The organism is Rhodococcus sp. WY5, assembly GCF_018588185.1.
Lineage (GTDB): Bacteria > Actinomycetota > Actinomycetes > Mycobacteriales > Mycobacteriaceae > Rhodococcus_F > Rhodococcus_F qingshengii.
In genome coordinates this window covers 5,434,920-5,448,881 of sequence record NZ_JAAMPR010000001.1, presented here as the reverse complement: position 1 = coordinate 5,448,881, position 13,962 = coordinate 5,434,920, and the positions used below count along the sequence as shown (strand labels likewise).

Sequence of the window (13,962 nt, the reverse complement as noted above, 5' to 3'; positions counted from 1 at the left end):
CATTCAGTATTTGCCCAGTGAACGCCTCCGGCCGAGCAGAACGCTGTGCTCGACCGGGGCGCACTTCACGAAAGTCAGTTGGAGGAAGTGTAGATGTCCGTCGGTATTCCGGGACCGCAGTCGCTGACGATCGAAGATCTGCCGAAGTTGGTGGCTGCAGTTGCGGCGGTAGATCCTGATCGTGTGGCTCTGAGCCACGGTGGAACCGAAATCAGCTACGGACGACTCAATGACGAGTTGGTCACTCTCGACACCGCGATGGGTGGGGCATTGGGGGCGGATGCCCTGGTTCCTGTTGTCGTTTCCACGGTGCTGCCAGAGCTGATCGGCAGCGAGGCCGACGGTCTCGGCGCGGTGGTCGACCGTCTCATCACCGACGGCACTTCGATCGTGGAGGTCGCGTCGGAGTCCGATGCACACGTGACCCTCGCAGGACTCTTCGACGAGCAGGTCGAGCGGACGCCGGATGCGCTCGCGCTGGATTACGCCGGAACGCAGCTCACTTACGCGCAGTTCGACGCGCGGGCGAACCGCCTGGCCCGTGAACTCGTCGCGGCAGGTGTCGGACCGGACAGCCTCGTCGGTCTCGCGATGCGTCGATCGATCGATCTCCTCGTCTCGATGTACGCGATCGTCAAGGCCGGCGGCGCGTACGTTCCACTCGACCCGGATCATCCTGCCGACCGTCTCGCTTACGTACTCGAGATCGCGAAGCCCACGGCTGTGCTCACACGTACGTCCGATGCCGTGGTGCTGCCGCACGGTACGCCCACGCTCGACGTCGACACCCTCGACTTGTCGGGTCGTGCCGAGACAACTGTCACCGACGCCGACCGGTTGGCGCCGCTGCGCGCGGACAACACTGCGTATGTCATCTTCACGTCCGGATCGACCGGACGCCCCAAAGGCGTTGCAGTCTCTCACCGTGCCATCGTCGCGAACCTGCAATGGCGTCAGACCGAGTACGGATTCACTGCCGACGACGTGATCTTGCAGAAGACACCCTTCACTTTCGATGTGTCCGTGTGGGAGTTCTTCTGGCCGCTGCAGGTCGGTGCATCGCTGGTGATCGCGGAACCCGACGGACATCGTGATCCGGTGTACGTGGCTCGCACGATGATCGAGCGCGGAGTGACGGCGGTGCACTTCGTGCCGTCGATGCTCGCCGTGTTCGTCGCCGAACCCCTTGTTGCGCAGGTCAAAACCCTTCGCTACGTGTTCGCTTCCGGTGAGGCGTTGCCGGCTCGAACGGCGGCACGTCTGCGCGAGGTCAGCAGCGCTGGACTCCACAACCTGTACGGCCCGACCGAAGCCGCCGTCGACGTGACTTATTACGAAACCGGCGAGCAGGATCAGGTGTCGGTGCCGATCGGTGCAGCAGTTGCGGACACCGAGCTCCTGGTGCTCGACGATGCGCTGCGGCCCTCGCCGTCGGGTGTAGCAGGAGAGCTCTATCTTGCCGGGATTCAGCTGGCCAGGGGATACGTGTCGCGTCCCGATCTCACGGCAGACCGCTTCGTGGCGCGGCCCGGCGCTACTGACGGATCCCGGATGTACCGAACCGGAGACCTGGTGCGCTGGCGCGGTGCCGGAGCGAACCGTCAGCTCGAATACATCGGTCGCACCGACTTTCAGGTCAAGCTCCGCGGTCTGCGCATCGAGCTCGGTGAGATCGAGGCGGCACTGCTCGATTGCGAAGGTGTTTCCCAAGCCGTGGTGATCGTCCATTCGGACGAAACGATCGGTGACAACTTGGTGGCCTACATCGTCGCCGAGGGTATCGATTCTGAGAATCTGACGTCGTCGCTTGGCGAACGGCTACCCGACTACATGATCCCTGCCATGTTCGTCGAACTGGACGAGTTTCCGCTCAACGCCAGCGGCAAACTGGATCGAAAGGCTTTGCCCACACCCGAATTCGCGTCGAAGACGGTTGAGTATCGCGAGCCCGCGACACCCACCGAAGCCGGTGTGGTCGCGATCTTTGCCGATCTACTTGGGCAGGATCGGGTAGGGGCAGATGACGGCTTCTTCGAACTGGGCGGCAACTCATTGCTCGCCACTCGCGTGGTTGCGCGGATCAATGCCGAACACGGCATCGCCATCGACATGCGCAACTTCTTCGACGCACCCACCGCCGCAGAACTTGCCGTCTTCATCGACGAAGCGAAAATCTCAGAAGACCGCAAGGCTCACGTTCCCCTGATCCCTCGCGAGCGCCCCGAGTTGGTTCCGCTGTCTTTGGCACAGCAGCGCATGTGGTTCCTCAATCGATTCGAACCAGAATCGGCAGTCGACCATATTCCGGTCGCGCTGCGGCTCAGCGGAGCGCTCGATGTCGATGCGTTGCAAGGCGCACTCGAGGATTTGATCGAGCGGCACGAGATCCTTCGGACTGTGTACCCGGAGGTCGACGGCGTCGGATATCAGCGCCTGGTCGACATTGCAGCCGTGGTACCGAACCTGACTCCCATACGGGTGGACGAGTCGGCGATCGTCGAGCGCGTGACCGACTTCGTGACTCCGGGATTCGACGTGACCACCGAGGTTCCGATTCGGGCGGCACTCTTCCAATTCGCCGCCGACGAATTCGTCCTCGTGTTCGTCGTCCATCACATCAGCGGTGACGGGTTCTCCATGGGACCGTTGACCAAGGACATCGTTTCGTCTTATGTGTCTCGGACACAGGGAATTTCGCACGATCTTGCTCCGCTGCCCGTACAGTTCGCCGACTTTGCACTGTGGCAGCGCGAGGTTCTCGGCAGTGAAGACGACCCGGATTCTCTGATCACTCGCCAGGTCGACTACTGGCGCCACGCGTTGGCCGGTATCCCCGATCAGCTCGATCTTCCGTCGGACCGCCCGCGCCCGCGCGTCGCGTCGAACCGGGGAGCCGGGCACACATTCACGATCGAGCCGGATCTCCACCAGGCTCTCAATCGAATTGCGCTCGACAACAACGCATCTCTGTTCATGGTGTTGCACAGTGCCGTGGCGATTCTGCTGGCGCGGTTGTCGGGGACTTCGGACATCGTGATCGGCACTCCGGTCGCCGGTCGAGGCGATCAAGCTCTCGACGACCTGATCGGAATGTTCGTCAACACACTCGTCCTCCGCACGGAGGTTGATCTCGAAGCTTCGGCACGGGACATGATTTCGCGGGCGCGCGAATCCGACCTCAGCGGCTTCGGGCACGCCGATGTGCCATTCGAACGACTGGTGGAGGTACTCAACCCCGCCCGGTCTCAGGCACGGAACCCGTTGTTCCAGGTGATGCTCTCGCTGCAGAACTTGGGACAGAGCATGCAGCAAAGTCTGGAGGTTCCGGGACTGCGCATTTCCGGACTGGACGTAGAGTCGTCGGCCGCGAAGTTCGACCTCCAATTCACTGTGTGGGAATCTGATACCGCGGACAAGGTCGGTGGTTTGACCGTCGCACTGGTCTATGCGACCGACCTGTTCGACGAGTCGTCTGCCAAATCAATCGGAAAGCGGTTGATTTCAGTTCTCGAAGCAGTGGTTGCCGATCCCTCGGTTCGGGTTGGTGATGTGGATATGTTCGATTCGGGTGAGCGATCTTTGGTGCTCGAGTCGTGGAATGGCACTGCGCATGAGGTTGCGGATGTGTCGTTGGTGGACGTGTTCGATGCTCAGGTTGCGGCGTCGCCGGATTCGGTAGCTGTGTCGTTCGAGGGTTTTTCGCTGTCATATGCGGAGTTCGATTCGCGGGTGAATCGTCTTGCCCGGTACCTGGTTTCGGTGGGTGTGGGACCGGAGTCGTTGGTGGGTGTGGCGGTACGTCGGTCGGTTGATTTGTTGGTTGCGGTTTACGGCGTGCTCAAGGCTGGCGGTGGGTATGTTCCGGTGGATCCGGATCAGCCTGCGGAGCGCAATGCGTACGTGTTGGAGTCGGCGTCGCCGGTATGCGTGATCAGTACCTCTGACGTTGGATTCGATGCCGGTGTGGTACCGGTGGTCGAGGTTGATGTTGTTGATGTGTCTGGTTTTTCGGATAACTCTGTTTCGGATATCGATCGGGTCTCGCCTTTGCGGTCGGGCAATGCGGCGTATGTGATTTTCACGTCGGGGTCGACGGGGCGTCCGAAGGGTGTGTCGGTTTCGCATGCGGCGATTGTGAATCGGTTGGCGTGGATGCAGGACGAGTACGGGTTGGATTCGTCGGATGTGGTGTTGCAGAAGACGCCGTTCACGTTCGATGTGTCGGTGTGGGAGCTTTTCTGGCCGTTGCAGGTTGGTGCTCGGTTGGTGGTGGCTGTGCCGGATGGGCATCGTGACCCGCGGTATTTGACGTCGGTCATTGTGGGGGAGGGTGTGACGACGGTGCATTTCGTGCCGTCGATGCTCGAGGTTTTCGTGACGGATTCGTCTGTGGCTGCGTGTGTTTCGCTGACTCGGGTGTTCGCGTCAGGTGAGGCGTTGCCGGCGAGTGTTGTTGCCGATGTGTGGGCTGTGTTGCCGGGTGTCGGGGTGCACAATTTGTATGGTCCGACCGAGGCGGCGGTGGATGTGACGTTCCACGAGGTGGTGCCGGCGGATGTTCTGGGGGTGCCGATCGGTGCTCCGGTATGGAATACGCAGGTGTTTGTTCTGGACTCTCGATTGAGTCCGGTGCCGGTAGGTGTTGCGGGTGAGCTGTATCTGGCGGGTGTTCAGCTGGCTCGTGGGTATGTGGGTCGGCCGGATTTGTCGTCGGATCGATTTGTGGCGAATCCGTTCTCGGGTGATGGTGGGCGGATGTATCGCTCCGGTGATGTGGTGCGGTGGACTGCGTCGGGCGAGTTGGAGTACATCGGGCGTAGTGACTTTCAGGTGAAGTTGCACGGTTTGCGGATCGAGCTCGGTGAGATCGAGTCGGTGATTCGTGAGCACGAGTCGGTGTCGTCGGTAGTTGTGGTTGTGCGTGAGGATGTGTTGGTTGCGTACGTTACGGCCGCTGGTGGTGTGGTGGACGTTGACGAGTTGAAGAGAGTTGTTGCGGGTCGTCTGCCGGGTTACATGGTGCCGGCGGTGGTGATGGTGCTGGAAGAGTTGCCGTTGGGTGTGTCGGGGAAGTTGGATCGGAAGCTTCTTCCGGATCCGGTGTTCGTGGCGCGCGAGTTTCGGGCACCGTCGAGTGTCGCCGAAATCGCTGTGGCCGGCGTCTTCGGAGATGTTCTCCGGTTGGAACAGGTCGGTCTGGATGACGACTTCTTCGAGCTCGGCGGAAACTCTTTGGTCGCAACGCAGTTGGTGGCTCGCGTAGGTCAAGCGCTCGACACTCAGGTTCCGGTGAGGGTGTTGTTCGATGCTTCGACTGTCGAAGGTTTGGCAGCGCAGGTTGAGTTGATCGCAGGGGCAGGAGGGAGGACCGCGCTCGTGGCCCGCCCACGGCCGGCGTTGATCCCACTCTCACTAGCTCAGCAGCGAATGTGGTTCCTCAGCCGCTTCGATCCTGATTCTGCCGTCAACAACATTCCAATCGCATTGAATATCAAAGGCGTCCTGAATGTTTCGGCGCTGAGGCATGCGATTTCTGATGTAATCGAACGCCACGAGTCGCTCCGGACCGTCTATCCGGAGCAAGGTGGACAAGGACACCAGGTAGTCCTCCCGTCGTCCGAGGTGCCGGTTGAACTGACACCGAAGGTCATCGACGCCTCGCATATTCACAACGAACTTCTGAGTTTCGCGCTCCAGGGTTTCGACGTGACGTCAACCGTTCCGGTTCGAGTCGGGTTGTTCGAACTTGCAGAGGATTCGTACGTTCTGGCCTTCGTTGTGCACCACATCGCAGCGGACGGCTTCTCGATGCGCCCGTTGACTCGGGATGTCATGGTTGCCTACACCGCTCGGGTTTCGAACGGCGTTCCGAATTGGACTCCGCTCGAGGTGCAGTACGCCGATTATGCACTCTGGCAGCGGGAGGTCCTCGGCGACGAGGACGACCCGGATTCGTTGATCTCGGCTCAGCTGGACCACTGGCGCTCCGTCCTCCGTGATTCTCCGGAAGTGCTTGCGTTACCGGCTGACCGATCCCGCCCGGTCGTCGCCTCGAATCGTGGCGCTACGTATCGCTTCTCCGTCAGCGAAGAGATTCGGTCGAGCTTGGACTCACTCGCACGCGAGCGGAACGCATCGCTGTTCATGGTGGTGCATTCGGCCCTCGCCGTGCTTCTCGCAAGGTTGTCCGGTACCAGTGACATCGTGATCGGTACTCCGGTTGCAGGGCGAGGCGAAAAGGCGCTCGACGATGTGATCGGTATGTTCGTGAATACACTGGTCCTGCGGACTCCTGTTGACCTCGCCAGTTCGTTCAGTGCGCTCGTCTCGGCAACGCGGAGGACAGACCTTCAGGCGCTCGGCAACGGCGATGTTCCGTTCGAGCGGCTGGTCGAGGTGCTCGATCCCACCCGATCGCAGGCACATCACCCGCTGTTCCAGGTCGCGTTGTTCTTCCAGAACATGTCGCAGGATGCTTTGGAGCTTTCGGGATTGGAAGTCTCAGGCGTCGAGTTCGATGCCGGTATCGCGAAATTCGATCTTCAACTTACTCTCGCTCCCCGCGTCGAAGATGCGCTCGAAGACGGCATGTTCGCCGAGTTCGCATACGCCACAGATCTGTTCGACGAGTCGACGATTCGTGGATTCGCCGATCGGTTCACCAGGATCCTCGAACAGGTGGTCGTGGATCCGTCGATCACCGTGGGTGACATCGAGCTGTTGGACGAGGCCGAGCGCGAGTCGCTGTTGACTGCGCGCAACTCCACCGCACATGACGTCGGGAACAGTGAGACATTGGCTTCGCTGTTCGACACTCGCGTTGCGTTGGCACCCGATGCTGTTGCCGTGGTGTTCGACGGCCAGTCGCTGACCTATGGCGAGTTGTCGGAACGTGTGAACAAATTGGCACGCAAGCTGATCGAAGATGGTGTCGGGCCCGAATCGTTGGTGGCCTTGGCGATGCGTCGATCGCTCGATCTGGTAGTAGGTATGTACGCGGTGATCGCCGCGGGCGGAGCCTACGTGCCCTTGGATCCCGATCACCCCGCCGAGCGAATCGGGCACATCCTCACGACGGCCGATCCAGTCTGTGTGCTGTCGACGACGAGGGACGCTTTCGTAGCGCCGAACGGCGCCGACGTGCTGTTGATCGACAATGTCGATCTTTCGAGCTACTCGGCTTCAGTCATTTCCGATGCTGATCGTCGCGGTCGTCTGCATGATGTGAATGCCGCCTACGTGATCTTCACCTCGGGTTCCACGGGCAAGCCCAAAGGCGTTGCGGTGTCGCATCACGCCATCGTGAACCAGGTCCTGTGGATGCAGGATCAGTACGCCATCGGCCCAGAAGACGTCTATTTGCAGAAGACTGCTACGACATTCGACGTCTCGTTGTGGGGATACTTCACTGCGCTTTTGTCCGGTACGAGAGTGGTGCTGGCATCTCACGACGGCCATCGAGATCCCGCGTATCTGGCTCGTCTGATCGAAGATCATCGGGTGACGCTGACGGACTTCGTTCCATCGATGTTGACCGTCTTCGCGACTTCGGTTCCGGAACACGCATTGGTGTCACTGAGGGACGTATTCGTGATCGGTGAGGCATTGCCGGTCGAGACGGTGCGTGCATTCGCTCAGGTGTCGTCTGCAGGCCTGCACAATGTGTACGGCCCAACCGAGGCTGCGGTCTCGATCACCTACTACGAGGTCGATGGATCGGAATCAACAGGGATTCCGATCGGGGTGCCCGAGTGGAACTCGCAGGTCTACGTGTTGGACAGTCGGTTGCAGCCGGTGCCGGTAGGCGTTGCGGGTGAGCTGTATCTGGCCGGTGATCAACTGGCGCGCGGTTACGTCGCGCGACCCGATCTCACCAGTGATCGTTTTGTCGCGAACCCATTTGTGGAGGCGAGCGACACGAACGGTGAAATCAATCCCGGTGGCAGTCGGATGTATCGCACCGGGGACCTGGTGTGGTGGAACACCGCAGGCGAACTCGAGTATGTCGGGCGTACCGATTTTCAGGTCAAATTCCGTGGTCAGAGGATCGAACTGGGTGAGATCGAGTCAGCTCTGCTGGCGCATTCGACGGTAGCTCAGTGTGTGGTCACTGTGGCATCCACCGATACGGGCGATCAGCTGGTCGCATATGTGATCGCGGTCCCGGATTCTGTGATCGACGTAGAAGTCTTGAGGAATGCGCTTCCTGAATCGCTACCTGTCTACATGATTCCGAACGCGATCATGGTCTTGGACGAGTTGCCTCTGAACTCGTCTGGGAAGTTGGATCGGAAGTTGTTGCCGGAGCCGGTGTTCGAGGTTGCGGTGTTCCGGGCCCCGGTCACGCCGGTAGAACAAATTGTCGCTTCTGTTTTCTCGGCGGTACTCGGGGTCGAGCGAGTGGGTCTGGATGACGACTTCTTCGCACTCGGCGGAAACTCTTTGATTGCTACTCGAATGGCCGCTCGGTTGGGGCAGGCGCTCGATGCACAGGTTCCGGTGCGGGTGTTGTTCGAGGCGTCGTCGGTGGAGTTGTTGGCTGCGCGGATGGAGTCGGAGATTGGTTCGGGTGCGCGGGCGGCGTTGACGGCTCGGGTGCGTCCGGAGCGGGTGCCGTTGTCGTTGGCGCAGCAGCGGATGTGGTTCTTGAACCGTTTCGATACGTTGTCGTCGGCGAACAATATTCCGGTGGCGATTCGGTTGTCGGGGTTGTTGGATGTGGCGGCGTTGGACGCTGCGGTGTCGGATGTTGTTGTGCGGCATGAGATTTTGCGGACGGTGTATCCGGAGGTCGACGGTGTCGGGTTCCAGGAGGTGTTGTCTGCGGATCGGGTGCGGTTGGATTTGTCGCCGGTGGCGGTGTCGGAGTCCGATGTCGTTGGTGCGGTGACGGAGTTCTTGTCGGCTGGTTTCGATGTGGCGGTGGAGGTTCCGGTTCGGGCGCGGTTGTTCGCGGTGTCGGAGTCGGAGTTCGTGTTGGCGATGGTGGTTCATCACATCAGTGGTGATGGTGTGTCGATGGGGCCGTTGACGCGTGATGTGATGGTGGCGTACGAGGCTCGTTCTCGGGGTGAGGTGCCGGGGTGGACGCCGTTGGCGGTGCAGTATGCGGATTACGCGTTGTGGCAGCGGGAGACTCTCGGTTCGGAAGATGATCCGTCGTCGTTGATTTCGCGTCAGATCGGGTTCTGGGAGTCGGCGTTGGCGGGGTTGCCGGATCAGTTGGATTTGCCGGCTGATCGTCCGCGGCCGGCGGTGGCGTCCAATCGTGGCGCCAAACACGCTTTCGTTATCGACGCGCCAGAGCATCATTCTTTGAAAAAAATTGCCCGTGAGTCGAATTCGTCCTTGTTCATGGTGGTGCATGCGGCGTTGGCGGTGTTGTTGTCGCGGTTGTCGGGGACGTCCGATATTGCGATCGGTACTCCGGTGGCGGGTCGTGGTGAGCAGGTTCTCGATGATTTGATCGGGATGTTCGTCAATACGTTGGTGTTGCGGACCGAGGTGGATTCTTCGGAGTCGTTCTCGGGGTTGTTGGGTCGGGTTCGTGAGGGCGATCTGGGTGCGTTTGCGCACGTAGATCTGCCGTTCGAGCGGTTGGTGGAGGTGCTCAATCCGGCGCGGTCGCAGGCGCGTAATCCGTTGTTCCAGGTGATGCTGTCGTTCCAGAACATGGAGCAGTCGGTGCTTCGACTTGGCGATCTGACAGTTGCGGGAATCGACGCCAACACGGTGGCGGCCAAGTTCGATCTGCAGCTGACCATGGTCGAGCAGTTCGACGAGTCCGGTGCCCCGGCCGGGATGGCGGCGCAGTTCACGTACGCGACGGATCTGTTCGACGAGTCGACGGTGGCAGGCTTTGCCGGCAGGTTCGGGCGCATCCTTGCTGAGATCACTGTTGATCCGTCAGTTCGGTTGGGTGATATCGACGTACTTACCGCTGCTGAGCGCAGCAACCTTCTCAGCTGGTCCGCTGGTGGGCGCACAGCGTTGGCAGGCGCGTCCTTGACTGCGATGTTCGAAGAACAGGTTGGGCGGACGCCTGATTCTCTTGCCGTCGAGTGCGATGGCGAGGCGCTGACCTATGGGCAGCTCGACGCCTACGCAAACGTGGTGGCCGAGCGATTGACGGCGGCCGGCGTCGGTCCGGACGACGTCGTCGCGTTGATCGTGCCGAGGTCGGTCGAGTGGGTCGTAGGTATGTTGGCGGCGTGGAAGGCGGGTGCTGCGTACGGGCCGATCGATCCGTCGTACCCACAGGATCGGATCGAAGCGATAATCGCCGACACCGGTGCCCGATGCGCGGTGAGTACGACGACTCTCGATCTGGCGGTGGACGTGATCGTCCTCGACAGCATCATGCGCGATTCGCCGATGGTGGAGAGGCCGACGGATCGATGGCGTGAACTCGGTGCGGGGGACCGCTTGGGGTATGTCATTTCGACATCCGGTTCGACGGGTCGTCCGAAGCCGACGTTGGTGCCGATGGCCGGCATCGAGAACACGGTGGCCTGGTACCGCAGCGAGTTGCCCGAAACTGGTGGTCTATTGATCGCGTCGTCACCGAGTTTCGACTTGACGCAGAAGAACGTCTGGGCAGCGTTGAGCAGCGGTCGGAGCGTAGTGCTTGCCTCGGACGGTTTCGATCCGGATGCGATCGTTGCTCGCGTCGGGCACGGTGACGTTGCAGTGGCGAACATGTCGCCGAGCGCGTTCGAAGCCGTGGTGGATTCCGACGAGGAGTCTGCTTTGAGCGTTCTCGATGTTGTGTTCCTTGGAGGCGAGTCGATCCGGCTTAATCGTCTTGGCAGTTTGTTGTCAGGCGGAGTACGCGTGGTGAACAGTTACGGCCCGACGGAAGCGTCGGACGTGGTCTCGTTCCACGCGGTGACTGCGCATGACACCGTCAGCGTTCCGATCGGTGCACCGGTGCCGAACATGGATCTGTTCGTTCTGGATCGGTCGTTGGGTATGGTGCCGCCGGGCGTGATCGGCGAGTTGTATGTCGGTGGTGTCGGTGTCGGTCGCGGATACGGAAACCGAGCGGCGTTGACGGCGGAGCGTTTCGTCGCCAACCCCTTTGCGGGCGGGGAAAGGGGCGCCTCAGATGGCGGCAGCAGGTTGTATCGAACCGGCGACCTCGTCAGGTGGAACGGTCGGGGCGAGCTCGAGTACATCGGCCGATCGGATTTCCAGGTCAAACTGCGGGGGCAGCGTATCGAACTCGGCGAGATCGAATCTGCTCTGATCTCGCACGAGGCGGTTTCAGATGCGGTGGTCGTCCTGCACAGCGATGCGACGTTCGGCGACAGCCTGGTCGGGTATGTCGTGGGAACTGCAGTAGATGCGTCGGAAGTTCTGGAGTCTGCCCGGGCCGTGCTTCCGACGTACATGGTGCCCTCGAAGGTTCTTGTCCTCGACGAGCTTCCACTCAATGCGTCGGGCAAATTGGATCGAAAGGCTCTCCCGTCACCGGTATTCGAGGCAGCAGAGTTTCGGGCGCCGGTCACAGCGGTGCAGGAAATTGTTGCGTCGGTGTTCGGAGATGTGTTGGGCGCGGAGCGGGTCGGTCTGGATGACGATTTCTTTGCGCTGGGTGGTAATTCGTTGATCGCTACCAGGTTGGCAGCAAGATTGGGGCAGGCACTCGATGCGCAGGTCCCGGTGCGCGTGCTGTTCGAGAACTCGACAGTGGAAGGTTTGGCTGTAGTAGTCCAAAAGACCGCAGGTTCCGGTGCGAGGATGGAGTTGGAGGCGCGGGAACGTCCAGAACGTCTTCCTCTGTCCTTGGCCCAGCAGCGAATGTGGTTGGTAAACCAGATGGATCCCGGTTCTGCGGCATACAACATTCCGTTGGCTCTGCGATTGACAGGGAACTTGGATGTCGCGGCTTTGCGCCAGGCTCTTCACGACGTTTTGGTTCGACATGAGTCGCTCCGGACCAGCTACCCGAGTGACATCGAAGGGCCGGTTCAGAAAATCGTCGCGATCGACGAACTCCTTTCGCCTCTCGAAACGATTCAGGTGGACGACGAGGCCGCGGCGTTCAATCGCGTCGTGGAGTTGGTGACGACCGGATTCGACGTAGCTCAGGAGGTACCTGTACGCACTGGGTTGCTCGAGTTGGGCCCGGCAGACTTCATATTCGTCTTGGTCGCTCATCACATCGCCGCTGACGGTGAATCGATGGGACCTCTTGCCCGAGACATGATGGTCGCCTACGAGGCTCGCGTGCGCGGCACCGCGCCGTCGTGGACGCCGTTGACTGTTCAGTACGCGGACTTCGCGATCTGGCAGCGCGAAGTGCTCGGTAGCGCTGGCGAGGTCGGCTCACAGGCTGCACGGCAACTCGACTTCTGGCGCCGGACGTTGGACGGTGTGTCGTCGACGCCCGGATTGCCTTCCGACCGTCAGCGACCCGCGCAGATGTCTGCACGTGCCGGTGTCTCGGAGTTCTCCGTCAACGCGGAGACGGCGGCGCGGCTCAACGAGATTGCGCGCGAACACAACGCCACATTGTTCATGGTTGTGCACGCTGCGCTTGCAGTACTCATCGCACGGTTGAGTGGAAGCCGAGATTTCGCGATCGGAACGGTAGTGGCCGGGCGAGGTGAGCAGCAACTGGACGACATAGTCGGAATGTTCGTCAACACGCTTGCACTCAGGACCGCTCCGGATCTCGGAGCGGGATTCGGCGACTTGGTCTCGCTCGTCCGAAACGTCGATCTCGAGGCATTTGCGAACGGAGACATCCCGTTCGAGGAAGTAACCGGCGCCTTGTCGGCGTCAGCGAGCGAGCTCTTCCAGGTTGCACTGTCGGTCGAACCGATGGCAGGAGCCTCGTTCAGTCTGCCGGATTTGAAGATCACGGCTGTCGAGGGTGTGGAGGCGACTGCGAAGTTCGACCTCCAACTCAATCTCAGTTCAGATCCGGTAACGGGAGGGTTGCTCGGCCATTTGGTTTTCGCTGCGGACCTTTTCGACCAAGCAACCGCCGACGCACATGTCGAGCGCTTCGTCCGCGTTCTAGATCGGGTCTCCTCGGATCCTTCACGTCCGATTGGTGACATCGAACTGCTCACCGACTCCGAACGAGCAGAAGTCCTCGGCTCCGTGGACACAACGCCGCCCCCGGCCGTTGGCGCTCCGACGGGCCGACTCGTGCCACAGCGATTGGCAAATTCCGTAGAGGCTGATCCTGATGCTGTCGCAGTCGTGTGCGATGAGGAGGAAATGACTTACCACGAGGTCGATGCACGATCATCTCGCCTCGCTCGCCACCTGATCAATCTTGGGATCGGTCCGGGCGACACGGTGGGGATCACAGGATTGCGTGGCATCGAACTGGTGGTGGCGGCCTGGGCGCTGTCCAAAGCCGGCGCGGCAGCTCTGGTAGGAGCTACAGGAGCAGCACGTGGGACAGAAACGGCTCCGAGTGTGGCCTTGGCGTTGATTTCGGGTGAGGCCGAATCTGACGTACCGCTGGACACGAGCCTCGACTTGGACCAGCCAGATGTTATCGAGTTGGTGGCGTCGTACTCGAGTCGTTCCGTGAACTACACGGACCGGCTTCGTCCGCTGAGCGCGGACGACATCGCGGTCGTGGTTGCCGGTTCGCACCCTGGCCAGATCACCCATGGAGAGCTCGCAGCGAAGTTGGACGCGATGTCGCAGAAGCACGATGTCGACTATGAATCGCGTTTGATGTACTTCGGTCCCGAGGAAGACGAAACATCGATTCTGACTATTCTGCTTGGCGGAGCGGTCGGTGGCGTCGTACTGCTGTACTCGGAAGCGGCGAAGGACGCAGAGGTACAGGAGCTACTTGCAGAGGAGTGGGTTTCGCACGCGGTTGGTCCGACAGACGTCTTCACAGGTGTTGTCGAAGGAGCTTTGCCAGATCTACGCCTGGCGTGTGATCCCGCGACGTGGACTCTGAGCTGACGCCGCCGTTCACGAAGT

At 60.7% G+C, this 13,962-nt stretch carries 1 protein-coding gene; it reads left to right on the top strand.

Features of this window, described 5'->3' with window-relative positions; translation table 11 throughout:
- Positions 1-93: 93 nt before the first annotated feature.
- On the top strand, positions 94-13,944 hold the full coding sequence (locus G4D79_RS25110) for a non-ribosomal peptide synthetase (RefSeq protein WP_214514507.1): 13,851 nt from the start codon (positions 94-96) through the stop codon (positions 13,942-13,944).
- The last annotated feature ends 18 nt before the right edge of the window (positions 13,945-13,962 follow it).

Bases quoted from the DNA above. Each gene is read 5' to 3' on its own strand.
- G4D79_RS25110 (WP_214514507.1), top strand. From the start codon at position 94: ATGTCCGTCGGTATTCCGGGACCGCAGTCGCTGACGATCGAAGATCTG.